Raw genomic sequence first — 26,261 nt, forward strand, 5'->3', positions numbered from 1 at the left:
TGCGAGCAGCGCTGGAACAGCTGGCGGACCAGGACCCGCTGATCGACGTCCGCGCCGACGACGACGGGCGCGCCACGGTGTCGCTCTACGGGCGGGTGCAGCAGGAGGTGATCGGCGCGACGCTGGCCGACGAGCACGGGATCGAGGTGAGGTTCGCCGACGCCGCGGTGCTCCACGTGGAACGGCCGAGGCGCGCAGGTCAGGCGGTGCTTCGGCTCAACACCGACGAGAACCCGCACCAGGCGACCATCGGGCTCCGGATCGCGCCGGGTCGGCCCGGGTCGGGCTTCCGGTTCGTCGTCGACGCGCCGGCCCGCGACATGCCGCTGTACCTGTTCGAGAGCGCCGAGAGGTTCTCCGAGGCGATCGAGCGCCACGTGCGGCGAAGCCTCCGGGCCGGCCGGTACGGCTGGGAGGTGACCGACTGCGTCGTGACGCTGACCGAGTGTGCCTACAGCACCTGGGACGGACCGCCGTCTCGGCGTGGGCCGCTCAGCACGTCGTACGACTTCCGGCAGGTGACGCCGGTGGTGCTTCGCCGGGCGCTGGACCGAGCGGGCACCGTGGTGTGCGAGCCGGTGCTGCGCGTGACGCTGGAGGCGCCGACCGATGCCGCTGCTGGGCTGCAGCGGGTGCTGGGCCGGTGGGGTGCGGAGGTGACGGCGCAGACCGGGTCGGGCGAGCTCACCGAGCTCGAGGCACGGCTGGTCGCGACCCGGCTGCACGAGCTGCAGCGGCAGCTGCCGGACCTCACCGGCGGTGAGGGTGTGCTGGAGTCACGCTTCGACGGCTACCGGCCGGTGAAGGGGCGGCCGGTGAAGCGCCGGCGATGACCGTGGCCGTCCCCGGTTCGTGAGGCTTTGAGGTCGCCAGGTGACCTCAGAGCCACACGGTCGTGTGCCGACGACTAGCGTTCTCGGCCATGGAGCCCCTGCGCGTCGCCGGCGAGCCGGCGGAGGTGGTCGCAAGGTTGCGCGACTGGCTCGACGCGGACGAGGCCCCGCCGCTGCTGGTCGAGACGTCCGGATCGACCGGGAAGCCCAAGCGGGTGCTGCTGCCGCGCGACGCGGTGCTCGCGAGCGTCGAGGCCACCGCCCGGCGGCTGGGGGCCGAGGGGCGGTGGGCGCTGGTCCTGCCACCGACGTACGTCGCGGGGGTCCAGGTCGTCGTCAGGTCGCTGGTCGCGGGCCACGACCCGGTCGTGGACGGATGGTCCGATGCGACAGGCGGAGCGCGCTTCACGTCCCTCGTCCCGACCCAGCTCCACCGGCTGCTCGCGTCGAGCGCCGACGTCGCCGCGCTGGCCGGCATGGACGCGGTGCTGCTCGGCGGCGGCCCGATCGACCCCGGCCTCCGGGAGCGGGCGGAGGCCGCCGGGATCAGGGTCGTCGCGACGTACGGGATGGCGGAGACCTGCGGTGGCTGCGTGTACGACGGCTTCCCGCTCGACGGGGTCGCGCTGGCGGTCGGGGAGGACGGCCGGATCCGGATCGGTGGCCCGACCCTGTTCGCCGGTTATGACGGCGACCCGGAGGCGACCGCCGAGGTACTGGCCGACGGCTGGTTCCTCACCGCGGACGCTGGCCGGCTCGGCGAGGACGGTCGGCTGCACGTCCTCGGCAGGCTCGACGACGTCGTCGTCAGCGGCGGCGTGAACGTGCCGACCCCCGCGGTGGCGGCTCGGCTGCGCGAGCACCCCGACGTGGCCGACGCGGCTGTGGTGGGTGTGCCCGACGAGGAGTGGGGCCACCGGGTGGTGGCCTATGTCGTCGGGACCATCGACACCGAGACCGCCCGCACGTGGGTCGCCGAGGCCCACCCGCGCACCTGGGCGCCGCGCGAGCTGGTCGTGGTCGACGCGCTGCCGCTGCTGCCCAACGGCAAGGTCGACCGGCTCGCACTCCGCACCCGGGCGGAGGAGGGCATGTGAAGGTCTGGTCGATCCCGATGCGCACCCGGTTCCGCGGCATCACCGTGCGCGAAGGCGCCCTCGTCGAGGGCGCGGCCGGCTGGGGCGAGTGGAGTCCGTTCCTCGAGTACCCGCCCGACGTCGCCGAGCCGTGGTTGCGCTGCGCCGAGGAGGCGGCCGCCGGCGATTGGCCGCAGCCACGACGCGACCGGGTCCCGGTCAATGTGACCGTCCCGGCCGTAGGTCCGGACGACGCCCGTCGGATCGCCCGCGACGGCGGCTGCCGCACCGCCAAGGTCAAGGTGGCCGAGCCGGGGCAGCCGCTCGCGGAGGACGAGGCGCGCGTGGCCGCGGTTCGTGACGCCCTCGGGCCGCAGGGCGCGATCCGGGTGGACGCCAACGGGGGTTGGGACGTCGACGCCGCCGTCGCTGCGATCGCTCGGCTCGATCGCGCCGCCGGAGGCCTCGAGTACGTCGAGCAGCCGTGCCCGACCGTCGAGGAGCTCGCCGCCGTGCGGCGTCGGGTGGACGTGCCGATCGCCGCGGACGAGTCGATCCGGCGGGCGGCCGACCCCTACCGCGTGCGCGAGCTGGACGCGGCCGACGTCGCGGTGCTCAAGGTGCAGCCGCTCGGTGGGGTGCGCGCGTGCCTGCGGATCGCCGAGGACATCGGGTTGCCGGTGGTGGTCTCGTCAGCGCTGGAGACCAGCCTCGGGATCGCGGCCGGGGTGGCCCTCGCCGCGGCGTTGCCCGAGCTTCCCTACGCCTGCGGCCTGGCGACGGTCCAGCTCCTCACCGACGACCTGGCGGTGGAGCCGTTGCTGCCGGTCGACGGTGCGCTGCCGGTGGTCACGCCGGTTCTCCACGCCGCGGCAGTCGACCGGCTCGTCGCCGCGCCCGACCGGGTCGACCACTGGGAGCGGCGGTTGAGCGAGGTCCGGGCCCTGCGACAGGATCGTCGGTCGTGAGCACCTCCACCGAGCTGGCGCGGGCGGTCCTCACGGCGCTGGTCGAAGCAGGCGTCACCGAGGTGGTGCTCGCGCCGGGTTCGCGCAACGCGCCGCTCGGGTTCGCGGCGTACGACGCCGCCGAGACGGGACTGGTCCGTCTCCACACCCGGGTCGACGAGCGCACCGCCGGCTTCCTGGCGCTCGGCCTCACGAAGGTCGGAGCCCGTGCCGCGGTGATCAGCACGTCCGGCACCGCGGTCGCCAACCTGCACCCGTCGGTGCTCGAGGCCGCCCATGCGGGGCTGCCACTGGTCGTCGTGACCGCGGACCGGCCGGCCCGGCTCCGCGGCACCGGGGCCAACCAGACCACCGACCAGGTCGGTGTCTTCGGCCCGCTGGTCGCGACCCTCGACCTGGCCGGACCGCCGGTCGCGTTCGCCGATGCGCCGGCACCGCTTCACCTGAACGTCCAGCTCGACGACCCCCTGGTGCCGGCCGACCGCTGGCGGCCCGACGTGACACCCGGTCAACCACCGGGGCGCATCGCACCGGCGATCTTCGAGACCGTCCCGCTCGGCCCGCGCACGGTCGTGATCGCCGGGGACGACGCTGGCCCGCCGGCCCGGATCCTGGCGGAGCAGGCGGGCTGGCCGCTGCTCGCCGAACCGACGAGCGGTTCTCGGACCGGGACGAACCCGATCCGCTGCTACCGACTGCTCCTCGGCAGCGACCTCGGCACGCGGATCGAGCGGGTGGTCGTCTTCGGCCACCCCACCCTGTCGCGGCCGGTCACCCGGCTGCTCGGACGCGACGACCTCGAGGTGATCGACGCCGGCGCTCCGGGGGTGTGGCCGGACCGGCCGTTCGCGGTGGCCGGTCGGTTCATCTCGGGGCGCCCCGCGGTCGACGGCCCTGACGACGCAGCGTGGCTCGAGGAGTGGCGGGCCGCCGATCGTGCGGTGAGCCGTCAGTTCGACGCGTTGCTGGCGGCGGAGCCCGATCTCACGCCGTACACCGTGGCGGGTGCGGTCAGCCGGGCGTTGCCGCCGGGCGGGCTGCTGGTCGTGGGGGCCTCGAGCCCGATCCGGGACCTCGACCTGATGGTGGCGCCCTACGCCGTCGGTGACCGGCGCAAGGTGATCGCCAACCGCGGCCTCTCCGGGATCGACGGCACCGTCTCAACCGCGATCGGAGCAGCCCTGGGCCGGCCGAGCAGCACGCGGTCGCTCGCGCTGATGGGTGACGTGACATTCCTGCACGATGCGACCGCATTGATGACCGGCCCTCGCGAGGCCGTTCCCGACCTGACGATCGTGGTTGTCAACGACGACGGCGGCTCGATCTTCGCGATGCTCGAGCAGGGCGCCCCGGAGTACGCCGACCGGTACGAGACCCTCTTCGGGACGCCTCACGGCGTCGACCTGGCCTCGTTGTGCGCAGCCACCCGCACGCCCCACCTCCAGGTCGGCTCCTTGCCCGAGCTCCAGCATGCGCTGGCGTCCCCCAACGGCGGCGTCGAGGTGGTGGAGGCGCGGGTCCGCCGCGACAACCGACGCGATCTCGACGAGCGGATCCGGGGGCTGCGCCCGTGACCACACGCGTGACCGGGCAAGCACGATCAAGCGGCCGGTCGGCGACCGAAGCAGGATCGGGCTCATGACCGGTGCCACAGACGTCTTCGCGGGCTTCGTCGAGCATCTCGCCGAAGCCCTGGACAACCCGTCGGTACCGGCATCCGGGGCCGCCCTGGCCCGCAGGTTCCACTTCTCCCGCTTCCACTTCGACCGCATGATCAGCGCAGTGGCCGGCGAGCCACCGCAGACGTTCCGACGACGGATCCTCCTCGAACGGGCGGCGTACCGGATGGTGACGACGTCCGCACCGCTGATCGACATCGCGGTGGAGGCGGGATACGGCTCGCACGAGGCGTTCACCCGTGCGTTCACGCAGGCGTACGGCGTGCCGCCGGCCGCCTGGCGGAAGAAGCCCGGCCACCTGCAGCTCGAGGCGCCCAGCAACGTCCACTTCCACCCACCCGGTGGCCTCCGGCTGCCGGCGAGAGACGAGGTCACGAGCATGGAACTCCTGACGAAGATGGTCGAGCACCACATCTGGCTCACCGGCGAGATGATCCGGGTCGCCGAGCGGCTCAGCGACGAGCAGCTCGACCAGCCGATCCAGCTCGACGTCGACGACGACCGCCAGACCATCCGCTCGCTGCTCTCGCGACTGGTCGGCCAGATGGGCATGTGGAACGCCGCGATGGCGAGCCGCGACTACGACTGGTCCGTCGAGGAGCACGAGTCGCTCTCCTCGTTGCGGGAGCGGCTCGGGGTCGAGGGTCCGACGTACCTGCGCCACGTGCACGACGTCGTGACCGCCAACCGGCTCGACGACACTTTCGTCGACGCGCTCTGCGAGCCGGCCGAGGTGTTCACCTACGGCGGCATGATCGCCCACGTGCTGACCTTCGCCGCCCACCGCCGTACCCTGGTCGCGCTCGCCTTCGCCGCCCACGGGGTGGACGAGCTGGGATGGGGCGACCCGATGCTCTGGGTGGCGCAGCCGGCCTGAGAACGGCCGCGAACGCGCGACTCGACTGCCGCGGACGCGCGACTCGACCGCTAGACCCCCGAGTCGCCGGGCATCTGCTCATGCGGGACGTACGGGTCGTGGGACCCGGTGGCATGCTCCACCACCAGCTCCGGCTCCACGTCGTGCGCCTCGACCTCGCCGGCCGCGATCTGCTCGACCCAGTGGCACGCCACCCGGTGGCCGGGTGTCACGCCGTCGATCTCGACGACGCGCAGCTCGGGCCGCTCGTCGTCGCACCGCGTCGCCTGCCGCCACGGGCACCGGGTGTGGAACCGGCAGCCGCTCGGCGGGTTGGACGGCGACGGCAGGTCTCCGGTCAGCAGGATCTGCTCGCGCTGGTCCTCGACCGTCGGGTCGGGCACCGGGACCGCCGACATCAGCGCGCGCGTATACGGGTGCAACGGCTTGTGGTAGAGCTCGCCGGCCTCGGACTCCTCGACGAGCCCGCCGAGGTACATCACGCCGATCCGATCACTGACGTGTCGTACGACGGCGAGGTCGTGCGCGACGACGAGGTAGGTGAGGCCGAACTCCTGCTGGAGGTCCACGAGCAGGTTCAGCACCTGCGCCTGCACCGACACGTCGAGGGCGCTGACCGGCTCATCGGCGACGATCAGCTTCGGGTCGACACACAACGCCCGGGCGATGCCGATCCGCTGCCGTTGGCCGCCTGAGAACTCATGGGGGTACTTCGAGAGGGCGGCCGGAGGCAGACCGACCGCCGCGAGCACCTCACGGAGCCGGGCCCGGGTCTTCGCCTTGTCCTTGGCCAGCCCGTGTGCCTTCATGCCCTCGACCAGCAGCGACTCGACCGACTGGCGCGGGTCGAGACTGGACATCGGGTCCTGGAAGACCATCTGCAGGTCCTGCCGCTTGCGCCGCAGCTCCTCGCCCTTGAGGCTCGCGATGTCGACGCCGTCGAAGACGATGCTGCCTTCGGTCGGCGTCTCCAGGTGCAGGATCGCCTTTCCGAGCGTCGACTTCCCGCAGCCGGACTCGCCCACGAGGCCGTAGGTCTCGCCGCGTCGGATCTGGAGGTCGACTCCGTCCACGGCGTAGACGAACCCGACGGTGCGATCGAAGATCACACCGCTCTTGATGGGGAAGTGGACCTTCACGCCCTTGAGGTCGACGAGCACGTCACCCGCGCGGCCGCCCCTCGGCTCGACCTGCTGCGTTGACTCAGACATGGGTCACCTCCGCGTCTCGCTCCGCAGGATTGAAGCAGCGCAGTCCGGTCGCGGGATGCTCCTCCCACACCGGGGTCTCCTCCCGGCAGCGGTCGAGGACTCGCGGGCAGCGCGGCGCGAATGCGCACGAGGACGTCCACGGCAGGTTGTCGGCCACCGAGCCAGGGATCGCGGTGAGCCGCTCGCCTCGCGGGGCCTCGAGACGCGGGATCGAGCCGAGCAGGCCGTTGGTGTACGGATGAGCGGAGTGGGCGAACAGCCGGTGTCGGTCACCGCGCTCGACGATCCGCCCCGCGTAGAGCACGTTGACCTCGTCGCAGAGACCGGCCACGACGCCGAGGTCGTGGGTGATCATGATCAGCGCGGTGCCGGTGTCCTCGACCAGCTCCTTGAGGAGTGCCAGGATCTGAGCCTGGATGGTCACGTCCAGCGCCGTGGTCGGTTCGTCGGCGATCAGCAGTCTCGGGGCGCACGCGAGCGCCATCGCGATCAGTGCCCGCTGGCGCATCCCGCCGCTGAGCTGGTGCGGGTAGTTCTTCAGCCGCGCCCTGGGATCCGGGATCCCGACCCGCTCGAGCAGCTCCTGGGCCTTCGGCATGGCCTCCTTGCGCGAGAGGTCACGGTGCCGCTCCATCACCTCGGTGACCTGGATCCCGATCGGGACGACCGGGTTCAGCGAGGAGAGCGGGTCCTGGAAGATCATCGCGATGTCGCGCCCCCGCCGGTCGCGCATCTCCGAGGACGACAGCGTGAGCAGGTCGGTGCCTTCGTAGATGACCGCACCCTCGACGTGGTTGCCGCGCGCGGGCAACAAGCCCATCACCGCCAGCGACGTGACCGACTTGCCGCACCCGGACTCACCGACCAGCCCGAGCGTCTGGCCGGCGTGCACGTCGAACGAGACGCCATCGACCGCGGTGAACGGCTCCTCGCCGTGCCGGGTGAACGTGACCCGGAGGTCGCGGACCGCGAGCAGGGGTTCCTTGGTCGTCATGGGGTCACCGCCGAGACTTCGGGTCGAGGGCCTCGCGCAGGGACTCGCCCATCAGGGTGAAGCCGAGCGCGACGACGATGATGCAGGCCGCCGGGTAGATCGCGAGGTGCGGGTTGTCGTAGATGAACGGTTGCGCGCGGCCCAGCATCTGGCCCCACTCGGGTTTTCGGTCGTCGGAGTTGCCCAGCCCGAGGAACGACAGCGCAGCGGCGTCGATGATGGAGGTGGCCAGCACCAGAGTGGCCTGCACGATCACCGGCCCGAGTGAGTTGGGCACCATGTGCCGGAACACGACGGCCCCGGGCTTGACACCGAGCGCCCGGGCCGCCAGCACGTGGTCGCTCACCCGCTGTCCGAGCAGCGAGCCGCGCAGCAGTCGGGCGAAGATCGGCACCTGGGTCACCGCGATCGCGACGATCACCGTCCACTGGCTCGGCTTCTGCGAGAGTGCCGCGATCGAGATCGCCAGCAGCAGCGACGGGATCGACAGCAGCACGTCGACGATCCGCATGACCACCGAGTCGATCCAGCCGCCGAGAGCGCCTGCCAGCGTGCCGAGGGTGATCCCGCCGAAGAACCCGAGCAGAGTGGCCATGACGCCCACGATGAGGGTCTGCTGACTGCCGACCAGGAGCCGTGACAGCAGGTCGCGGCCGCGGTCGTCGCCACCGAGCGGATGTCCCGGCTCGGGGCCGGGGACCGGATTGGACTGGGGCCGCACCTTGTCGAGGAGTGGCGTCGCGGCGGGGTCCCACGGCGCGAGCCACGGGGAGATCACGGCCAGGATCACGAAGAGCAGGGTGATCCCGGCGCCGATCAGGAACACCGGGTTGCGGCGCAGTCGGCGCCAGGCGCTGGCGTACAGAGAGACACCCGGTGCCTCGTCGACGGACGCCGCGGCCAGGTCGTCGATCCGCTGCTTGCGGCGCTCGCCGTAGGACCGGCCACGCTGGGGAGCGGGGGTCTCGGTGCCGTGCTGATCAGTCATGGGGTCACCTCGCCCGGACACGCGGATCGATGAGCGCGTAGGAGATGTCGACGAGCAGATTGACCAGCACGAAGATCGCTGCCGCCGCCATGATCAGCACCTGCAGGACCGCGTAGTCCTTATCTCGGAACGCCTCCGCCAAGGCCTGTCCGATGCCTGGGAAGGAGAACACGGTCTCAGTCAGCACGGCGCCGCCCAGCAGAGCCCCGACCTGCAGACCGATGATCGTGGTGACCGGGAGCATCGCGTTGCGGAGGACGTGACGGCTGCGGATCACCCGCAACGTCAGGCCCTTGGCCTCGGCGGTGCGGACGTAGTCCTCGTCGAGCACGTCGAGCACCGAGGCTCGGGTGATCCGGAAGATCACCGCGAACGGGATGGTCGCGAGCGCGATTGCCGGGAGCGCCAAGTGCATCAGAGCGTCCCAGGCGGCGTCCCACTCGCGGGTGAGGATGCCGTCGAGCACGAAGAATCCCGTGACCCGGGTCGCGTCGATGTCGCCGCTCTGACGCCCCGACACCGGGAAGATCGGCCACTTGATGGCGAAGAAGTACTTGAGCAGGAAAGCGGTGAAGAACACCGGCACCGCGACTCCGAGCAGCGACACGACGATCGAGGTGTTGTCGAGGGCGGAGCCGCGCCGTCGGGCGGCGAAGTAGCCGAGCGGGATGGCGAGGGGGATGGCGATCAGCATCGCGAAGAACGAGAGCTCGATAGTCGCGGGAAGGCGCATCAGGAAGATCTCGAGAGCGTCGGTCCCTGGGAGGACCTGGGTGGAGATGCCGAACTCCCCCTGGATGGCGCGCTGGAGGAACTTGAGGTACTGCACGAAGATCGGCTGGTCGAGCCCGAGCGCGGCCTCGAGAGCCTGCCGACGCGACGCAGTGGCGCGTTCTCCGAGGATGGCCGAGACGGGGCCACCCGGTAACGACCTCAGCCACATGAACAACAGGAACGACAGCACCAGCACCACGCCGACCATCTGGAACAGCCGTCGGATGATGAACCGGAGCATGGATTGTGCCTCCCTCGCGTTCGGGTCGCGTGCACCCTAGTCCGAAGTCCGAGCAGTGGTGAGGGGGGCCACCCGTGGTGGGCGGCCCCCCTCGACCGTCTCGTGGTCGTGTCAGCGTGAGGTGACCGTCACCGGCCGCCGACGCTGACGGTGTCGAACTCCTCCGCGGTCAGCGGGCTCGGGATCAGACCCTCCACGTCGGGTCCGACCACGAGGGCCGGCGGCGAGTGGCTGATCGGCAGACCCGGGAGGTACTCCTCCATGATCTGCTGGTTGATCGTCTCGAACGCAGTCGCGCGCTCGGCCTCGTCGACGATGGCGTCGGCCGCCTGCAGGTCGTCGGCGAGCTGCTTGCCCCACGGCATGACCTTGGTCCCGAAGTCGTTCTCCTTCAGGTTCCCGAAGAAGGTGCCGATGAAGTTGAACGCCGCGTCGTAGTCACCGGTCCAGCCGAGCAGGTACGCGTCGTACTTGCCGGCGGTGACGTTGTCGAGGTAGCCACCGTTCCAGGAGGACGACACGACCTCGACCTTGACGCCGGCCTCTTCGAGGTTGGTCCGGAGTGCTTCGTAGATCTTCTGCGGGTCCGGCATGTACGGCCGGCTGACCTCGGTCGGGTAGGCGAACTTCAGGGTCATGCCCTCGGCGCCTGCCTCGGCCAGCAGCTGCTTGGCCCGCTCGGGGTCGTAGGGGTACGGCTCGAGCGAGCTGTTGTAGCCGCTCACGGTCGACGGCATGAACTGCGTCGCGACCTCGGCACCCTCGGGCAGCTGGGTCTGGACCAGCTGGTCACGGTTCAGCGCGTAGTAGAGCGCCTGCCGGACCTTCGGGTCCTTCAGCTGCGGGTTCGCCTCGGGGTTCAGACCCAGGTACAGGATGTTGAACGCGGGGCGCACCTCGACCTGGTTGCCACCCTCCTCGAGACCCGCCCAGTCTGCCGGGTTCGGGAGGTCGTAGCCGTCGATGCTGGTGGCCTCGAGCTCCTGGCGACGGGTGCTCTCGTCGGGGATCACGCGGAAGACCAGCTCGTCGGACGCCGGGGCGTCGCCGTAGTAGTCGGTGTTCGCCTCGAGCGTGATGGTGGCGTTGGCTTCGTCGTACTCGCCGAACTTGTAGGGGCCGGTGCCGACGGGGGCCTGGGCGTAGGCCGGGAAGGAGAAGCCCTCGCCCTCCGCAGCGATGCCGTTGGCGTCACCCTCCTCCATCGCGGTCGGCGACTGCATCGCCAGCGAGGACAGCGTGAGCATGGTCGGGAAGCCGGAGGTGGGGCGGGTGATCGTCACCTGGGCGACGAACTCGTCGGTCGCCTCGCAGCTCTTGTAGAGCGAGTCCTCCGGCGCGTTGGAGAAGCCGCCCATGACGTAGCCCCAGTACTCGGCGGCGACCTGGCCGGCCTCGTTCTGGTCGAACATCCGCTCGAAGTTGGCGCAGACCGCTTCGGCGTTGAACGGGGTGCCGTCGTGGAAGGTCACGTCGTCGCGCAGCGTGAAGTCCCAGACCGTGCCGTCCTCGTTGGAGGTCCACTCCTCGGCCAGACCGGGGACGACCTCGGCGCTGCCGGGCTCGATGTCGAGGAGCCCCTCGAACATCTGACGGGTGACGCGGAAGGTCTCGCCGTCGGTGGCGTACAGGGGGTCGAACATCTCGGGGGCACCGGCCGCGCCGAAGGTGAACGTCCCGCCACCCTCGCCCTCGTTGCCCGAGCCGCCCTCACGGTCGGACTCGGCGCAGGAAGTCACGCCCAGCGCGAGCGCAGCGGCCAGGGCCAGCGGCGCTACCTTGCGGATGCTTCTCATCAGTTGCAACCTCACAATGTGTCGTGCGGTCCACCCTGGCGGTGGGCCTCGGTGCCCCGTGACGTGAACCACGTCTCGTCGGCGCTCCGCGCACAGTAGCCCCAAGCCGTGTCGTGACAACAGGACGTGTGGGGCGGGCAGCGGACCTGTTACCAGGCCGTGATCTGCCGTGATCTTCCGTCACAGTCTGCAGGCGGGGCCCGACGAGCCCGGTGGGTCCACGCGGTCGGATCTGCGGCGCCGGGACTACGTTGGTCGGATGCGGATCACGAAGTTCGGGCACGCCTGCGTCCGGGTGGAAAGCGCGGGTGCGGTGCTCGTGATCGACCCGGGGGTGTGGACCGAGCCCGAGGCCGTCGACGGAGCCACCGCGGTGCTGGTGACCCACGAGCACCCCGACCACTACCTCCCCGACCGGCTGCGGGCCGCCGACGCCCCGGTCTTCACGATCGACGCGGTGGCCGGCCGGATCCGCGAGGAGGCGCCGGACCTAGTCGAACGGCTCACGGTGGTCGGACCCGACGAGGAGTTCGACGCCGGGCTGTCGGTGCGAGCGGTCGGTGAGCTGCACGCGGTGATCCACCGCGAGCTCCCGCGGTTCCGCAACTCCGGGTACCTCGTCACGGCCGGGTCCCGGACCCTGTTCCACCCCGGTGACGCCCTGACCGGGCCGGGGCAGCCGGTCGACGTCCTCTGCGCGCCGGTGTCGGCGCCGTGGCTCAAGGCGTCCGAGGCCGTCGACTTCGCGCGCGAGGTCGGCGCCGCCCGCAACCTCGCGATCCACGACCGGGTCTACTCCGAGGCCGGGCTCGGCATCGTCGACGGCCACTTCGCGGCGCTGCTGCCCGAGACGCAGTCCTACACCCGGCTCGCCGACGGCGAGGATCTCCAGGAGAGCTAGCCGCCCAGCAGGGAGTCGCGCACCGGCACGAACTTCGCCTGCGACTCCGCCAGCTCGGCCTCCGGATCGGAGTCGGCGACGATGCCGCAGCCCGCGAACAGCCGGACGGTCGCACCGCTGACCTCCGCGGAGCGCAGCGCGATGCCCCACTCGCCGTCCCCAGCAGCGTCCATCCACCCGACCGGGCCTGCGTAGCGCCCGCGGTCCATGCCCTCGATCTCGGCGATCAGCCGGGTCGCTGCGGGGGTCGGCGTGCCCCCGACGGCGGCCGAGGGGTGCAGCGCCTCGGCGAGCTGGAGGGACGAGACGGTCTCGGCGTCGTGGACGACGCCGGCGACGTCGGTCGCCAGGTGCATGACGTTGGGCAGGTGGAGCACGAACGGCGCCTCCGGCACGTTCATCGACGAGCAGTGCGGGTCGAGCGCGTCGGCGACCGACCGGACGGCGTACTCGTGCTCCTCGAGGTCCTTCGACGACCGGGCGAGGGTGGCGGCGAGCGCGAGGTCCCGCTCGTCGTCGCCGGTACGACGGATGGTGCCGGCCAGGACGCGGGAGGTGATCAGGCCCCGCTCGCGGCGCACGAGCAGCTCCGGCGTCGCACCGAAGAGGCCGTCGACGTGGAACGTCCAGCACATCGGGTAGTCGCGGGCGAGCCGTGCCAGGGGCCAGCGGACGTCCACCGGCTCGTCGCTGGTAGCGATCAGGTCGCGCGCCAGCACGACCTTCTCCAGGTCCCCGCCGTTGATCCGCTTGACGGCGTCGGCAACCACGCTCATCCAGCCCTCACCGTTGAGCGCGCCGTCTGCGAAGCTCACCGCCAGCGGCTCGTGAGCGGGTTCGGCCAGCGCCACCGGGGCGGGCTGCGGCAGCGAGCCGTGAGCGACGGTGGTCACCCAGGTCCGGTCACCGCGCCGGCCGACGACGACCTGCGGGATCGTGAGCACGGAGTCGCCAGGCTCGTCGGCGAAGGCGAACGACCCGAAGCACACCGGGCCCGACCCGGGCTCGTCGACTTCGTCGTGAACCGCGGCGCCGGCCGTGGTCTCGCTCCACCACTTGGCCGCGTCGGCGAACCGGGTGGGGCCGGAGGTCCTGATCTCGGCGGCGGCGCCCCAGCCGACCAGGCCCTCGCCGCGGCGGAGCCAGGTCACAGGACGGTCCGCCGGGAGCAACGCCAGCAGCCCGCTCGCAGCGTCGAGGTCGAGCTCGACGGTGCGGACGGCGAGTGGGCTCGCTGCGCTGCGGGGCGTCGCGCTCGTCACGACCCCGGAGCCTACGCCCGACCGCCCCCGGCCCGGCATTCCCGGCCACCGGGGCGCCACGGCCGGGCTCAGCTCCAGTAGACGATCACCTTGTCGCCGAGCCGGACCTGGTCGAAGACCGCCGCGATCCCGTCGTAGTCCCGCACGTTGACACAGCCGTGGGAGCCGCCGGCGTAGCCCTCCGCTGCGAACTCGGGTGAGTAGTGGACTGCTTGCCCACCGGAGAAGAACATCGCGAAGGGCATCGACGAGCCGAAGAGGCTCGAGACGTGGTCACGCGACATCCGGTAGACCGAGAACTCGCCCTCGCGCGTCGGCATTCCGGGCGCGCCGAAGCGCACGTCGAACGTCTCGAGCACCTGCCCGTCGACCACCCACCGCAGCGAGCTGGTCGTCTTGTCGACGCACAGCACCCGCCCGGTCGTGCATCGCGGGTCCAGTGCACCGGGCTTCGGTTCGATGTTGTGCTTCTGGTCGTACGTGGGTGTGCCGGTCATGGCGTGCAACCGGTCGAGCGTGCGCTGGTCGACCTGGCCCGTCACCGGGATCTCGCGCTTCTGCTGGAAGCCCCGGACCGCCTCGACCGTCGCAGCGTCGTAGGTGCCGGTGACGTCGCCGTACAGCCACGCGATCTGGATCAGCCGCGCCTGCAGGTCGCGCACCGCGTCGCCCACGTCACCCGCTCCGAGGATGACCGGGCCCGGCTGCAGCTCGCGCTCCTGCGGTGGGACCTGCCGGATCGGCTGCGACGGGACCACCGGCTGAGCCGACGGACGCTCGCTCGAGCTCGGCGCGGACGGGGAGGGGTCGCTGTCGCGTACGGCGTGGCCGACGCCGTACGCCGTGGTGACGGCGAGGATCGCGGCCAGCACGGTGACGAGAGCGACTCGCAACAGCTTCATCGTGGTCTCCGGAAGGTTCGTCGTGGATCGGTGTCAGGAAGAGGACGCGTCCCGGAGCCGATTGGTTGCACGCAGATCCCCTGTCCACCCGAGCTCCTCGCCGCCCGTACGCTGCACCTGTGGCCCGTGCAGAGCTCGACAAGCAGCCCGCCGACGTCCGGCGGATGTTCGACGCGGTCGCCCGCAGGTACGACGTCACCAACGACGTGCTCTCGCTCGGCCAGGACCGCCGGTGGCGTCGCGAGGTCATCGACGCCGTCGACGCCCGACCGGGGCAGCTGGTGCTGGACCTCGCAGCCGGCACAGGCACGTCGAGCGAGCCGTTCGCCGAGCGGGGCGCGACGGTCGTCCCGTGTGACTTCTCGATCGGGATGCTGCGCGTGGGCAAGCAGGCCCGACCGCACCTGCCGTTCACGGCCGGTGACGGCACCCGGCTGCCGTTCGGCGACAACACCTTCGACGCGGTCACGATCTCGTTCGGGCTGCGGAACATCGTGGACCCGCTCGCGGGGCTCCGCGAGCTGTTGCGGGTGACCAGGCCCGGCGGCCGGCTGGTGGTCTGCGAGTTCAGCCACCCCACCAACGCCGCGTTCCGCACCGTCTACCTCGAGTACCTGATGCGGGCTCTGCCCGCAATGGCGCGGGGGGTCTCGTCCAGTCCGGACGCGTACGTCTACCTGGCCGAGTCGATCCGGGCCTGGCCGGACCAGGCCGGCCTCGCAGCACTGCTGGAGGAGGCGGGCTGGAGCGGGGTGGAGTGGCGCAACCTGACCGGTGGGGTCGTGGCGCTCCACCGGGGCGTGGCCCGCGGTTCTCGGGTCCGGTAGCGCTCGAATATCGCAACGTGTTCGTTATCTAAATACGCAGGTCAGCGGCCATTTCGGGGGCCCGGACCCCGGGGTGCGGTCGCGCTGTCTGAGCCCTAGACTGTGCGACGCGCCGTCATTGTGAAGACGTTCACAAGGTCACAAACCTCCGTCACGATGCAGGTGCGCGAACGAGGGAAGGAAAGCAAGGATGGAGCTCTACACGCCGGTCCTGGCGCTGGCCCTCGTGGCGGCGGGCTTCGCGGTCTTCTCCGTCGTGATGAGCGCCGTCGTGGGTCCGAAGCGCTACAACCGGGCCAAGCTCGACTCCTACGAGTGCGGCATCGAGCCGACGCCGCACGCGATCGGTGGGGGCCGCTTCCCGGTGAAGTACTACATCACCGCGATGCTCTTCATCGTCTTCGACATCGAGATCATCTTCCTCTACCCGTGGGCGGTGCACTTCGACGCGATGCAGCTGTTCGGACTGGTCGAGATGGTGCTCTTCATCGCCACGGTCTTCATCGCGTACGCCTATGTGTGGCGTCGCGGCGGACTGGATTGGAACTAGCAACGTGAACGACGCGAAGCGAGGACTGACATCGTGAGCGAGCGGAGCGAGCGAACAAATGGGCACTGCTGTCCCCGGGCCCCGCGTCAGCCCGGAGCGAAGCGAGGACTGACGTGGGTGTAGAGGAGAAGCTTCCGAGCGGCGTGCTGCTGACGACCGTCGAGGGCGTGGCCGGCTACTTCCGCAAGGCCAGCTTCTGGCCGGCGACGTTCGGACTCGCGTGCTGCGCCATCGAGATGATGACCTCCGGTGGCCCGAAGTACGACCTCGCCAGGTTCGGCATGGAGGTCTTCCGGGCGAGCCCCCGACAGGCCGACCTGATGATCGTGGCTGGCCGGGTCAGCCAGAAGATGGCACCGGTGCTGCGTCAGATCTACGACCAGATGGCTGAGCCCAAGTGGGTGCTCGCGATGGGCGTGTGCGCCAGCAGCGGCGGCATGTTCAACAACTACGCGATCGTCCAGGGCGTCGACCACGTCGTGCCGGTCGACATGTACCTGCCCGGCTGCCCGCCCCGGCCGGAGATGCTGATCGACGCGATCCTCAAGCTCCACGAGCAGGTGCAGAGCGGCAAGCTCGGTGCCAACCGGCTCGCACAGATCGAGGAGCGCGAGACCGCCGCCCTCAAGGCGCTCCCGACCTCCGACATGAAGGGCCTTCTCCGGTGACCGAGGAGCAGAACCAGCCCGGCAACCGGCTACCGGCCGAGGAGGGCGGCGTCCACGCCGTCGGCGAGCGGCGCGGCATGTTCGGTGTGCAGGGGTCCGGCGACACCAGCGGGTACGACGGGCTGCGACAGCCGATCCTCTTCCCGGGTGCCACCCCGCGCCCGTACGGCGGCTGGTTCGACGAGGTCGCCGACGTCCTCGAGACCCGGGCCGACGAGGCGGGGCTGGAGCGAGCCTTCGACCAGGTCGTCGTCCACCGCGGCGAGATCACGTTCCACGTCCGCCGCGAGGACCTCGTCGCCGTCGCGCAGCTGCTGCGCGACGACGAGCGGCTCCGGTTCGAGTTCTGCGCTGGCGTGAGCGGAGTCCACTACCCCGAGGACCACGGTCGTGAGCTGCACGCCGTCTACCACCTGCTGTCGATGACCCACAACCGACGGATCCGACTCGAGGTCTCGGTCCCCGACGCCGATCCGCACATCCCGAGCCTGGTCGCCGTCTACCCGACGAACGACTGGCACGAGCGGGAGACCTTCGACATGTTCGGGATCGTCTTCGACGGTCACCCCGCGCTGACCCGGATCCTGATGCCCGACGACTGGCCCGGGCACCCGCAACGTAAGGACTACCCACTGGGCGGCATCCCCGTCGAGTACAAGGGCGGCAGCATCCCGCCGCCTGATGAGCGGAGGTCGTACAACTGATGTCACCCCACGTTCCCCGCCTCCCCCGCTGCGCTCCTCCGTCGGACGACGCCGCGGGGACCCCGACGTCCCAGAGGACTGTGTCATGAGCACGACTGACCAGGACTTCTACGCGACCGGCGCCGACACGAGCGGCGGACGGGTCTTCACCGTCACCGGTCAGGACTGGGACACCATCTCCGAGGGCCTGAGCGACGCGGGCATCGCCGACGAGCGGGTCGTCGTGAACATGGGGCCGCAGCACCCCTCCACCCACGGCGTGCTCCGACTGATCCTCGAGCTCGAGGGCGAGACCGTCACCGAGGCGCGGTGCGGCATCGGCTACCTCCACACCGGCATCGAGAAGAACATGGAGTACCGCTCCTGGGTACAGGGAACGACCTTCTGCACCCGGATGGACTACCTCTCACCCTTCTTCAACGAGGCGACCTACTCGCTGGGCGTCGAGCGGCTGCTCGACATCGAGGACCAGATCCCCGAGAAGGCCCAGGTCATGCGCGTGCTGCTCATGGAGCTCAACCGGATCTCCTCCCACCTCGTGGCGATCGCGACCGGTGGCATGGAGATCGGTGCGCTGACCGTCATGACGATCGGCTTCCGTGAGCGGGAGCTGGTGCTCGACCTGTTCGAGCTGATCACCGGGCTGCGCATGAACCACGCGTTCATCCGGCCCGGCGGTGTCGCACAGGATCTCCCCCCGGGTGCGCTCGACGAGATCCGCGACTTCGTGGCGCTGATGAAGAAGCGCCTCCCCGAGTACGCCGACCTCTGCAACGCCAACCCGATCTTCAAGGCCCGCCTCGAGAACGTGGGTCACCTCGACCTCGCCGGATGCCTCGCGCTCGGGCTCTCCGGTCCGCCGCTGCGCGCGTCCGGCTACCCGTGGGACCTCCGCAAGACCCAGCCCTACTCCGGCTACGAGGAGTACGACTTCGAGGTCCAGACCTGGGACACCTGCGACGCCTACGGGCGCTTCCGGGTGCGACTCAACGAGATGCACGAGTCCCTCAAGCTGATCGAGCAGTGCGCCGACCGGCTCGCGGGTCTCGAGGGCGCCCCGGTGATGATCGCGGACAAGAAGATCGGCTGGCCGAGCCAGCTCGCGATCGGCAGCGACGGCATGGGCAACAGCCTCGACCACATCCGCCACATCATGGGTGAGTCCATGGAGGCCCTGATCCACCACTTCAAGCTCGTGACCGAGGGCTTCCGGGTCCCACCCGGCCAGGCCTACGTGCCAGTGGAGTCGCCGCGCGGCGAGCTCGGCGCGCACGTCGTCTCCGACGGTGGCACCCGGCCGTTCCGGGCGCACTTCCGGGACCCGTCGTTCACCAACCTCCAGGCCACCAGCGTGATGAGCGAGGGCGGCCTCGTGGCCGACGTGATCGTCGCCATCGCCTCGATCGACCCCGTGATGGGAGGCGTCGACCGGTGACGGCAGCGAACAGCGAGCACGACGGGCTCGACGCGACGACGTACGCCGAGCTCGAGGAGATCGCGGCGCGCTACCCCGAGAAGCGCTCCGGACTGCTCCCGATGCTGCACCTGGTGCAGGCGTCGCAGGGCCGGATCACGTCCGAGGGCATCGAGGCCTGCGCGAAGATCCTCGACATCACCGCCGCCGACGTCAGCGGCGTCGCGACGTTCTACACGATGTACAAGCGGCGGCCGGTCGGCGACTACCACGTCGGGGTCTGCACCAACACGCTCTGCGCCGTCATGGGCGGCGACGCCCTCCTGGCGCGTCTGAAGGAGCACCTCGACGTCGGCAACGACGAGACGGCGCCGCAGCGCGACGGTGACCAGGCGACCGTCAGCCTCGAGCACGTCGAGTGCAACGCGGCCTGCGACTACGCACCGGTGATGATGGTCAACTGGGAGTTCATGGACAACATGACCCCCGAGTCGGCGGTGCAACTCGTCGACGACCTGCGCGCCGGCAAGGAGGTCCGCTCCACCCGCGGTCCGAAGCTGTGCACCTGGCGTGAGGCGGAGCGGGTGCTCGCGGGCTTTCCCGACGGCCTCGCCGACGAAGGCCCGGCGGCGGGACCGGCCAGTGTGGTCGGCCTCACGATCGCTCGCGAGCGTGGCTGGACCGCCCCGAGCGAGAAGCGGTCCGGCCGGGCGGCGATCCCGGCGACCAAGGAGGGTGCGGCCGAGCAGGCCGACACCTCGCGCGCCGAGTCCGAGACCAAGCAGGAGGGCACCTCCGGTGACTGACACGCTCACCCCCGTCCTGACCGACAACTGGGACCAGGAGCGCTCCTGGACCCTCACCGCGTACGAGGACCGCGGCGGCTACGGCGCCCTGAAGAAGGCGCTCGGCATGGAGCCCGACGCGATCATCGAGGCGGTCAAGGAGTCCGGGCTGCGCGGCCGCGGCGGCGCGGGCTTCCCGACCGGGATGAAGTGGGGCTTCATCCCGCAGGACAACCCGCGGCCGAAGTACCTCGTCGTCAACGCGGACGAGTCCGAGCCGGGCACGTGCAAGGACATCCCGCTGATGATGGCGAACCCCCACGTGCTCGTGGAGGGCGTCGCCATCTCGTCGTTCGCGATCCGGGCGCACCACGCGTTCATCTACATCCGCGGCGAGGTGCTCCACGTGATCCGCCGGGTCCAGGCAGCGGTCGACGAGGCCTACCGCGCCGGGCACCTCGGCAAGAACATCCACGGCTCCGGCTTCGACCTCGACGTGGTCGTCCATGCCGGCGCCGGCGCCTACATCTGCGGCGAGGAGACCGCGCTGCTCGAGGGCCTCGAGGGCCGCCGCGGTCAGCCGCGGCTGCGCCCGCCGTTCCCGGCGGTCGCCGGCCTCTACGCCAGCCCGACCGTCATCAACAACGTCGAGTCGATCGCCTCCGTTCCGTCGATCGTCGAGCACGGGGCGCACTGGTTCGCGTCGATGGGCACCGAGAAGTCGAAGGGCTTCGGCATCTTCTCGCTCTCCGGCCACGTGACCAACCCCGGCCAGTTCGAGGCGCCGCTCGGCATCACGCTGCGTGAGCTGATCGACCTCGCCGGCGGGATGCGTGAAGGGCACGAGCTGAAGTTCTGGACACCCGGTGGCTCCAGCACCCCGCTGCTGACCGCCGAGCACCTCGACGTGCCGCTGGACTTCGAGGGGGTGGGCGAGGCCGGCTCGATGCTCGGCACCCGTGCGCTGCAGATCTTCGACGAGACCACCTGCGTGGTGCGGGCGGTGCTGCGCTGGACGGAGTTCTACAAGCACGAGTCCTGCGGCAAGTGCACCCCGTGCCGCGAGGGCACCTGGTGGCTCGTGCAGACGATGGCTGCGCTCGAGCGCGGCGAGGGCAAGGAGTCCGACCTCGAGTTGCTGCTCGACCAGTGCGACAACATCTTCGGGCGGTCGTTCTGCGCACTGGCCGACGGTGCGGTGGCACCGATCGCGAGCTCCATCGAGTTCTTTCGCGACGAGTACCTCGCCCACCTCAGCCACGGCGGCTGCCCCTTCGACCCCGCGGCCTCGGCCGTGTTCCCCTCGACCACTGGTGCCACCGCTGGAGCGAGCCGATGACCACCACGCCCGAGAAGGTCGACACCACCGTCGACCTCGTGACGCTGACGATCGACGGTGTCCAGGTGAGCGTCCCGAAGGACACGTTGGTGATCCGGGCCGCCGAGGAGGTCGGTGTCCAGATCCCGAGGTTCTGCGACCACCCGCTGCTCGCACCGGTGGGTGCGTGCCGCCAGTGCCTGGTCGACATACCGGATGCCGGCAACGGACGCGGCTTCCCGAAGCCCCAGGCATCGTGCACGCTGCCGGTCGCGGAGGGGATGGTCGTCAACACCCAGGCCACGAGCCCAGTGGCCGACAAGGCGCAGCAGGGGATCATGGAGTTCCTGCTGATCAACCACCCGCTCGACTGCCCGGTCTGCGACAAGGGTGGCGAGTGCCCCCTGCAGAACCAGGCGATGAGCAACGGTCGCGGCGAGTCCCGGTTCGAGGGCGTCAAGCGGACGTTCCCCAAGCCGATCAACATCTCGGCTCAGGTCCTGCTCGACCGCGAGCGCTGCGTGCTCTGCGCGCGGTGCACGCGGTTCTCCGAGCAGATCGCGGGTGACCCGTTCATCGCGCTGATCGAGCGCGGAGCGCTGCAGCAGGTCGGCATCTACGAGAAGGAGCCGTTCGAGTCCTACTTCTCGGGCAACACCATCCAGATCTGCCCGGTGGGCGCGCTGACGTCGGCGGAGTACCGGTTCCGCTCGCGGCCCTTCGACCTGGTCTCGACCCCGTCGATCGCGGAGCACGACGCGTGCGGGGCCGCGATCCGGGTGGACCACCGGCGCGGCAAGGTGATGCGTCGGCTGTCCGGGAACGACCCGGAGGTCAACGAGGAGTGGATCACCGACAAGGACCGGTTCGCGTTCCGGTACCTGCACGCGGGTGACCGGCTGACCTACCCCATGGTGCGTGAGGACGGCGAGCTGCGGCCGGCGTCGTGGCCCGAGGCGTTCGCCGTCGCGGCCCGTGGGCTGCACCAGGCCGGTGCTGCCGCCGTGCTTGCCGGCGGCCGGGTCACGGCCGAGGACGCCTACGCCTACGCCAAGTTCGCCCGCGTCTCGCTCGGCAGCAACGACGTCGACTTCCGCGCCCGGCCGCTCTCGTCCGAGGAGGCCGACTTCCTGGCGTCCGACGTGGTGCTCCGGACGCCGGTCACCTACGCCGACCTCGAGACCGCGTCGACCGTGGTGCTCGCCGGTCTGGAGCCCGAGGACGAGGCCGGGACGATCTTCCTGCGGCTCCGCAAGGCCGTGCGCAAGGGCGGCACCCGGGTGGTGTCGATCGCCCCGTACGCCTCCTGGGGTCTGCGGAAGATGTCCGGCCAGCTGGTCGCGACCCGTCCCGGTGACGAGCCGGGCGCGCTGTCGTCGCTGCTCGGCCATGCGGACTACGGCGTCGACCAGACCGCCGTCGTGCTGGTGGGTGAGCGGCTCGCCGCGGTGCCGGGTGCGCTGTCGGCCGCCGCCGAGCTGGCCGCCAAGAGCGGTGCCCGGCTGGCCTGGGTGCCTCGGCGGGCCGGTGACCGCGGCGCGGTCGAGGCCGGCTGCCTGCCGAACCTGCTGCCCGGCGGTCGGCCGGTCGCCGACGCCGCCGCCAGGGTGGACGCCGCCACCACCTGGGGCGTGGACTCACTGCCCGAGACCGTCGGCCGCGACGCCGACACGATCGTCGCCGCACTCGTCGCGGGCGAGCTGGGTGGCCTGGTCGTCGGAGGCGTGGACCCCGACGACACCGCAGACCCTGCCGCGACCCGTGCCGCCCTCGACGCCGCGTCGTTCGTGGTGGCGCTCGACCTGCGCGAGACGGAGGTGACGCGGATCGCCGACGTGGTGTTCCCGGTTGCGCCGGTCACCGACAAGGCCGGCACGTTCGTGACCTGGGAGGGCCGCCCACGGCCGTTCGAGACGGTGCTGGAGAACCCCGGCTCGCTGCCCGACCTGCGTGTGCTCGCAGGCATCGCCGAGGAGATCGCCGCACTCGGACAGGGGAGCGCGCTCGGCTTCCGCACGGTCGCGGAGGTCCGCGCCGAGATGACCGAGATGGGCCCGTGGGACGGCGAGCGAGTCGCGTCGCCGACCGTCACGGCCGCACCACCGGCCACCGGGACGAGGCTGGCGACGTGGAAGCAGATGCTCGACAACGGACGGCTGCAGGACGGCGACCCGGCGCTGCGCGAGACCGCGCGGGTGCCCGTCGCTCGGGTCCCCGCTGCCCTCGCGGGATCGATCGGTGACGCGGTCACCATCACCGGCGACCGCGGCTCGGTCACGCTGCCCGCGGTCGTCACCGACGACCTGGTCGACGACACCGTGTGGGTCCCGACGAACTCCTTCGGCCGCGGCGTGCTGGCAGACCTCGCCTCGCCGGGCAGCACGGTCACTGTGACGGGAGGTTCCCTGTGATGGCCACGCTCGTGACCAGCCCGACGACCGTGTGGGCGGCGACCGGTGGCGACGACCTGTCGGCCTTCGGCCAGGACCCGTGGTGGCTGGTCCTGATCAAGGCCGTCTTGATCTTCGTGGTCCTGGTCCTGCTCACGCTCTTCAACATCTGGTGGGAGCGCCGGGTCGTTGCCCGGATGCAGCACCGGATCGGCCCCAACGTGCACGGCCCGTTCGGCCTGCTGCAGTCGCTGGCCGACGGCGTGAAGCTGGCGCTCAAGGAGGACATCATCCCCAAGGCTGCCGACAAGGTGGTCTACGTGCTGGCGCCGGTGATCATCGTGATCCCCGCGTTCGTCACGTTCTCGGTGGTCCCGATGGGGCCCGAGGTCGGGCTGCCGTTCACCGACCGCACGACCCCGCTGCAGCTGACGGACATGCCGGTGGCGGTGCTGTTCGTGCTCGCGATCGCGTCGATCGGCATCTACGGCATCGTGCTCGGCGGCTGGTCCAGCGGCTCGACGTACTCCCTCCTGGGCGGGTTGCGCTCCAGCGCGCAGATGATCTCCTACGAGGTGGCGATGGGCCTCTCGCTGGTCGCCGTGTTCCTGTACGCCGGCTCGATGTCGACCTCGCAGATCGTGTCGGCCCAGGACAGCCTCTGGTACGGCCTGATCCTGCTGCCGTCGTTCGTGATCTTCGTGATCTCGATGGTCGGGGAGACGAACCGTGCCCCGTTCGACCTGCCGGAGGCCGAGGGCGAGCTCGTCGGGGGTTTCCACACGGAGTACTCCAGCCTGAAGTTCGCGCTCTTCTTCCTCGCCGAGTACGTCAGCATGGCCACGGTGTCGGCGATGGCGACCACGCTCTTCCTCGGCGGGTGGCAGGCGCCCTGGGGCCTGGTGCACATCTGGCCGGGTGCGAACGAGGGCTACTGGCCGCTGCTGTGGTTCTTCGGCAAGGTGCTCTGCTTCATCTTCTTCTTCATCTGGCTGCGCGGGTCGCTGCCCCGGCTGCGCTACGACCAGTTCATGGCGTTCGGCTGGAAGGTGCTGATCCCGGTCGCGCTGGCCTGGACGGTCCTGGTCGCCACGCTGCGCACCATCAACCTGCAGGGCGGTGTCGACCGGCAGTACCTCCTGATCGGCGCCGGTGTGATGGCGGCGGTCTTCGTCGTCCTGATGTTCGTCGGAGAGCGGGGTGGGGAGGAGCAGGAGGCCGCGCCGGCTCCCCACGACGCCTTCGCGGGCGGGTATCCGGTACCCCCGATGCCGGCCGGTGGCGCCGTCCGCGGCGGCGCGAAGCCGCTCACGTTCGACAGCGGCACCACCGTGCGCACCGGCGGGCCCGCCGAGGCCGATGAGCCGTCCGACGGAAGGGACACCGATGGCTGACTCACCTTCGTTCAAGGAGCAGTTCTGGGACCCGATCGCCGGATTCGGGGTGACGTTCCGGACCATGTTCAGGAAGGTCGTCACCGAGCAGTACCCGTTCGAGAAGCTGCCGACCGCGCCGCGCTTCCACGGCCGGCACCAGCTCAACCGGTGGCCCGACGGGCTGGAGAAGTGCATCGGGTGCGAGCTGTGCGCCTGGGCCTGCCCGGCCGACGCGATCTACGTCGAGGGTGCGTCCAACACCGAGGAGGAGCGCTTCTCCCCAGGTGAGCGCTACGGCCGCGTCTACCAGATCAACTACCTGCGCTGCATCCTGTGCGGCCTGTGCATCGAGGCGTGCCCGACCCGGGCGCTGACGATGACCAACGAGTACGAGCTGGCCGACGACAACCGTGCCGACCTGATCTACGAGAAGTCCGACCTGCTCGCGCCGCTGCTGCCCGGCATGGAGCAGCCGCCGCACCCGATGCGGCTCGGTGACGACGAGGGCGACTACTACCGCGGCACGTTCTCGGCCAGCACCGGCGCGGGCGCCGCTCCCACCGCGAAGGACGGTGACCCGGCGTGACTTTCTGGATCCTGGCCCCGGTGATGGTCGTGGCCGCGCTCGGCCTGCTCTTCGTGCGCAAGGCGGTGCACGCCGCCCTGCTGCTGGCGATCGTGATGATCTCGCTCGCGGTGCTGTACGCCGTGCTGGAGGCGCCGTTCCTCTTCGCGGTCCAGATCATCGTCTACACCGGCGCGATCTTGATGCTGTTCCTGTTCGTGATGATGCTGGTCGGCGTCGACGCGTCCGACTCGGTCGTGGAGACGATCAAGGGCCAGCGGCTGCTGGCGACCCTCGGCGGGCTCGCGCTCGGCGTGCTCCTCGTCCTCGCACTCACGCAGGGCGCGCTCGGTGCCGCCGTCGGCCTCGAGGATGCCAACGACGGCGGCAACGTGCAGGCCATCGCCAACATCCTGTTCTCCCGCTGGGTCTTCGCGTTCGAGGTCACCAGCGCGCTCCTCATCACCGCCGCTCTCGGTGCGATGGTGCTCGCGCACCGTGAGCGGATCGCACCACGCGAGACCCAGGCGGACATGGCTGCGCGCCGGCTACGCGACTACGCGGAACGGGGCACCCACGTCGGGCCGCTGCCGCCGCCGGGCGTCTTCGCCCGCACCAACGCGGTCGACACCGCGGCACTGCTGCCCGACGGCACCCCCGCCGAGGCCTCGATCTCCCGGGTGCTCGCCGCGCGCGGCTCGGTGCGTGCGGTCCCGGCCGAGGACGTCGAGCAGGTCCGGCGCCAGATCGGTGATCCGGCCGCGCGGCCGGAGGGTGGCGGCAAGTCGGGTGCCACCGCGAGCACGGAGTCCGATCGCAACCTCGACCGGGTCGAGGACGACCGCGGGGAGGGTCGGCCGTGACCGAGTACATCGTCTTGTCCGCGATCCTCTTCACCATCGGCAGCGTCGGAGTCCTGGTGCGCCGCAACGCGATCGTCGTGTTCATGTGCATCGAGCTGATGCTCAACGCCTGCAACCTGTCGCTGGTCGCGTTCGCCCGACAGCACGGCAACCTCGACGGCCAGATCGCCGCCTTCTTCGTGATGGTGGTGGCGGCGGCCGAGGTCGTGGTCGGGCTGGCCATCATCATGACCATCTTCCGTACCCGTCGCTCGGCCTCGGTCGACGACGCGAGCCTGCTGAAGTACTGAGAGGCACAC

Annotated in this window: 24 protein-coding genes and 1 pseudogene; 18 read left to right on the plus strand and 7 right to left on the minus strand. The window is 70.6% G+C overall.

The features are described 5' to 3' along the window. The 5 genes and pseudogenes from VFZ39_RS09485 to VFZ39_RS09505 form a co-directional block, all read left to right on the plus strand. Positions 1-833: pseudogene (locus tag VFZ39_RS09485) on the plus strand (GTP-binding protein); the annotation flags it as partial. A gap of 89 nt (positions 834-922) precedes the next feature. Next, a complete protein-coding gene (locus VFZ39_RS09490; RefSeq protein ID WP_330865496.1) occupies positions 923-1,930 on the plus strand; it encodes an AMP-binding protein in 1,008 nt (335 codons plus the stop codon). Further along, positions 1,927-2,877 (plus strand): o-succinylbenzoate synthase, encoded by a 951-nt coding sequence (locus tag VFZ39_RS09495; RefSeq protein ID WP_330865497.1) that lies wholly within the window; start codon positions 1,927-1,929, stop codon positions 2,875-2,877. Before VFZ39_RS09490 ends, VFZ39_RS09495 begins: the two co-directional genes overlap by 4 nt. Next, the gene (gene menD, locus VFZ39_RS09500; protein ID WP_330865498.1) at positions 2,874-4,451 is read left to right on the plus strand and encodes a 2-succinyl-5-enolpyruvyl-6-hydroxy-3-cyclohexene-1-carboxylic-acid synthase; all 1,578 of its coding nucleotides are present in this window, start codon (positions 2,874-2,876) and stop codon (positions 4,449-4,451) included. The genes VFZ39_RS09495 and menD overlap by 4 nt, the downstream gene beginning before the upstream one ends. Before the next feature lie 64 nt (positions 4,452-4,515). Next, on the plus strand, positions 4,516-5,433 hold the full coding sequence (locus VFZ39_RS09505; RefSeq protein WP_330865499.1) for an AraC family transcriptional regulator: 918 nt from the start codon (positions 4,516-4,518) through the stop codon (positions 5,431-5,433). Positions 5,434-5,483: 50 nt separating this feature from the next. On the opposite strand, the gene VFZ39_RS09510 is transcribed toward VFZ39_RS09505, so the two are convergent. The 5 genes from VFZ39_RS09510 to VFZ39_RS09530 form a co-directional block, all read right to left on the minus strand. Then, positions 5,484-6,644: an oligopeptide/dipeptide ABC transporter ATP-binding protein gene (locus VFZ39_RS09510; protein WP_330865500.1), complete on the minus strand. Its 1,161-nt coding sequence runs from the start codon at positions 6,642-6,644 to the stop codon at positions 5,484-5,486. After that, the gene (locus tag VFZ39_RS09515) at positions 6,637-7,638 is read right to left on the minus strand and encodes an ABC transporter ATP-binding protein (RefSeq protein WP_330865501.1); all 1,002 of its coding nucleotides are present in this window, start codon (positions 7,636-7,638) and stop codon (positions 6,637-6,639) included. The genes VFZ39_RS09510 and VFZ39_RS09515 overlap by 8 nt, the downstream gene beginning before the upstream one ends. Positions 7,639-7,642: 4 nt before the next feature. Then, positions 7,643-8,626: an ABC transporter permease gene (locus VFZ39_RS09520; RefSeq protein ID WP_330865502.1), complete on the minus strand. Its 984-nt coding sequence runs from the start codon at positions 8,624-8,626 to the stop codon at positions 7,643-7,645. A gap of 4 nt (positions 8,627-8,630) precedes the next feature. Then, positions 8,631-9,641 carry an ABC transporter permease gene (locus VFZ39_RS09525; protein ID WP_330865503.1) on the minus strand — a complete coding sequence of 337 codons (1,011 nt, stop codon included), beginning with the start codon at positions 9,639-9,641 and terminating at the stop codon, positions 8,631-8,633. Positions 9,642-9,769: 128 nt separating this feature from the next. Then, complete coding sequence (locus tag VFZ39_RS09530; protein WP_330865504.1) at positions 9,770-11,437, minus strand: ABC transporter substrate-binding protein; 1,668 nt, start codon at positions 11,435-11,437, stop codon at positions 9,770-9,772. A 259-nt stretch (positions 11,438-11,696) separates the two neighbouring features. On the opposite strand from VFZ39_RS09530, the gene VFZ39_RS09535 reads away from it, so the two are divergent. After that, entirely contained in the window at positions 11,697-12,338 is a 642-nt protein-coding gene (locus VFZ39_RS09535) for an MBL fold metallo-hydrolase (RefSeq protein ID WP_330865505.1), read from the plus strand. Here the strand turns inward: VFZ39_RS09535 and VFZ39_RS09540 are convergent. Continuing rightward, positions 12,335-13,639, minus strand: a complete 1,305-nt coding sequence (locus VFZ39_RS09540; protein WP_414690281.1) for an isochorismate synthase — start codon at positions 13,637-13,639, stop codon at positions 12,335-12,337. The genes VFZ39_RS09535 and VFZ39_RS09540 overlap by 4 nt on opposite strands. Before the next feature lie 29 nt (positions 13,640-13,668). Beyond that, entirely contained in the window at positions 13,669-14,502 is an 834-nt protein-coding gene (locus tag VFZ39_RS09545) for a L,D-transpeptidase family protein (RefSeq protein ID WP_330865506.1), read from the minus strand. Positions 14,503-14,621: 119 nt separating this feature from the next. Here VFZ39_RS09545 and VFZ39_RS09550 point away from each other — a divergent pair, with 119 nt between their 5' ends. The 12 genes from VFZ39_RS09550 (at position 14,622) to nuoK (ending at position 26,252) form a co-directional block, all read left to right on the plus strand. After that, positions 14,622-15,329: a demethylmenaquinone methyltransferase gene (locus VFZ39_RS09550; protein ID WP_330865507.1), complete on the plus strand. Its 708-nt coding sequence runs from the start codon at positions 14,622-14,624 to the stop codon at positions 15,327-15,329. A 190-nt stretch (positions 15,330-15,519) separates the two neighbouring features. Further along, entirely contained in the window at positions 15,520-15,879 is a 360-nt protein-coding gene (locus VFZ39_RS09555; protein ID WP_330865508.1) for an NADH-quinone oxidoreductase subunit A, read from the plus strand. Between the two features lie 113 nt (positions 15,880-15,992). After that, on the plus strand, positions 15,993-16,547 hold the full coding sequence (locus VFZ39_RS09560) for an NADH-quinone oxidoreductase subunit B family protein (RefSeq protein ID WP_330865509.1): 555 nt from the start codon (positions 15,993-15,995) through the stop codon (positions 16,545-16,547). Continuing rightward, a complete protein-coding gene (locus tag VFZ39_RS09565; RefSeq protein WP_330865510.1) occupies positions 16,544-17,251 on the plus strand; it encodes an NADH-quinone oxidoreductase subunit C in 708 nt (235 codons plus the stop codon). The genes VFZ39_RS09560 and VFZ39_RS09565 overlap by 4 nt, the downstream gene beginning before the upstream one ends. Positions 17,252-17,336: 85 nt before the next feature. Continuing rightward, on the plus strand, positions 17,337-18,686 hold the full coding sequence (locus tag VFZ39_RS09570) for an NADH-quinone oxidoreductase subunit D (RefSeq protein WP_330865511.1): 1,350 nt from the start codon (positions 17,337-17,339) through the stop codon (positions 18,684-18,686). After that, complete coding sequence (gene nuoE, locus VFZ39_RS09575; protein ID WP_330865512.1) at positions 18,683-19,471, plus strand: NADH-quinone oxidoreductase subunit NuoE; 789 nt, start codon at positions 18,683-18,685, stop codon at positions 19,469-19,471. The genes VFZ39_RS09570 and nuoE overlap by 4 nt, the downstream gene beginning before the upstream one ends. Then, a complete protein-coding gene (gene nuoF, locus VFZ39_RS09580) occupies positions 19,464-20,789 on the plus strand; it encodes an NADH-quinone oxidoreductase subunit NuoF (RefSeq protein WP_330865513.1) in 1,326 nt (441 codons plus the stop codon). The genes nuoE and nuoF overlap by 8 nt, the downstream gene beginning before the upstream one ends. Beyond that, positions 20,786-23,179, plus strand: coding sequence for an NADH-quinone oxidoreductase subunit G (locus tag VFZ39_RS09585; protein ID WP_330865514.1), 2,394 nt, complete (start codon positions 20,786-20,788; stop codon positions 23,177-23,179). Before nuoF ends, VFZ39_RS09585 begins: the two co-directional genes overlap by 4 nt. Next, positions 23,179-24,552 carry an NADH-quinone oxidoreductase subunit NuoH gene (gene nuoH, locus VFZ39_RS09590; protein ID WP_330865515.1) on the plus strand — a complete coding sequence of 458 codons (1,374 nt, stop codon included), beginning with the start codon at positions 23,179-23,181 and terminating at the stop codon, positions 24,550-24,552. Before VFZ39_RS09585 ends, nuoH begins: the two co-directional genes overlap by 1 nt. Next, positions 24,545-25,120, plus strand: a complete 576-nt coding sequence (gene nuoI, locus VFZ39_RS09595) for an NADH-quinone oxidoreductase subunit NuoI (protein WP_330865516.1) — start codon at positions 24,545-24,547, stop codon at positions 25,118-25,120. Before nuoH ends, nuoI begins: the two co-directional genes overlap by 8 nt. Further along, the gene (locus VFZ39_RS09600; RefSeq protein WP_330865517.1) at positions 25,117-25,962 is read left to right on the plus strand and encodes an NADH-quinone oxidoreductase subunit J; all 846 of its coding nucleotides are present in this window, start codon (positions 25,117-25,119) and stop codon (positions 25,960-25,962) included. The genes nuoI and VFZ39_RS09600 overlap by 4 nt, the downstream gene beginning before the upstream one ends. Further along, positions 25,959-26,252, plus strand: a complete 294-nt coding sequence (gene nuoK, locus VFZ39_RS09605) for an NADH-quinone oxidoreductase subunit NuoK (RefSeq protein ID WP_330865518.1) — start codon at positions 25,959-25,961, stop codon at positions 26,250-26,252. The genes VFZ39_RS09600 and nuoK overlap by 4 nt, the downstream gene beginning before the upstream one ends. Positions 26,253-26,261 lie beyond the last annotated feature (9 nt).

Source organism: Nocardioides sp. (genome assembly GCF_036374615.1).
GTDB lineage: Bacteria > Actinomycetota > Actinomycetes > Propionibacteriales > Nocardioidaceae > Nocardioides.

Excerpts from the sequence above, each read along its gene's own strand:
- VFZ39_RS09490 (WP_330865496.1), top strand. The coding sequence starts at position 923 with ATGGAGCCCCTGCGCGTCGCCGGCGAGCCGGCGGAGGTGGTCGCAAGG.
- VFZ39_RS09505 (WP_330865499.1), top strand. The coding sequence starts at position 4,516 with ATGACCGGTGCCACAGACGTCTTCGCGGGCTTCGTCGAGCATCTCGCC.
- VFZ39_RS09510 (WP_330865500.1), bottom strand. The coding sequence starts at position 6,644 with ATGTCTGAGTCAACGCAGCAGGTCGAGCCGAGGGGCGGCCGCGCGGGT.
- VFZ39_RS09515 (WP_330865501.1), bottom strand. The coding sequence starts at position 7,638 with ATGACGACCAAGGAACCCCTGCTCGCGGTCCGCGACCTCCGGGTCACG.
- VFZ39_RS09520 (WP_330865502.1), bottom strand. The coding sequence starts at position 8,626 with ATGACTGATCAGCACGGCACCGAGACCCCCGCTCCCCAGCGTGGCCGG.
- VFZ39_RS09525 (WP_330865503.1), bottom strand. The coding sequence starts at position 9,641 with ATGCTCCGGTTCATCATCCGACGGCTGTTCCAGATGGTCGGCGTGGTG.
- VFZ39_RS09530 (WP_330865504.1), bottom strand. The coding sequence starts at position 11,437 with ATGAGAAGCATCCGCAAGGTAGCGCCGCTGGCCCTGGCCGCTGCGCTC.
- VFZ39_RS09535 (WP_330865505.1), top strand. The coding sequence starts at position 11,697 with ATGCGGATCACGAAGTTCGGGCACGCCTGCGTCCGGGTGGAAAGCGCG.
- VFZ39_RS09540 (WP_414690281.1), bottom strand. The coding sequence starts at position 13,639 with ATGCCGGGCCGGGGGCGGTCGGGCGTAGGCTCCGGGGTCGTGACGAGC.
- VFZ39_RS09545 (WP_330865506.1), bottom strand. The coding sequence starts at position 14,502 with ATGAAGCTGTTGCGAGTCGCTCTCGTCACCGTGCTGGCCGCGATCCTC.
- VFZ39_RS09555 (WP_330865508.1), top strand. The coding sequence starts at position 15,520 with ATGGAGCTCTACACGCCGGTCCTGGCGCTGGCCCTCGTGGCGGCGGGC.
- VFZ39_RS09570 (WP_330865511.1), top strand. The coding sequence starts at position 17,337 with ATGAGCACGACTGACCAGGACTTCTACGCGACCGGCGCCGACACGAGC.
- VFZ39_RS09585 (WP_330865514.1), top strand. The coding sequence starts at position 20,786 with ATGACCACCACGCCCGAGAAGGTCGACACCACCGTCGACCTCGTGACG.
- nuoH (WP_330865515.1), top strand. The coding sequence starts at position 23,179 with ATGGCCACGCTCGTGACCAGCCCGACGACCGTGTGGGCGGCGACCGGT.
- nuoI (WP_330865516.1), top strand. The coding sequence starts at position 24,545 with ATGGCTGACTCACCTTCGTTCAAGGAGCAGTTCTGGGACCCGATCGCC.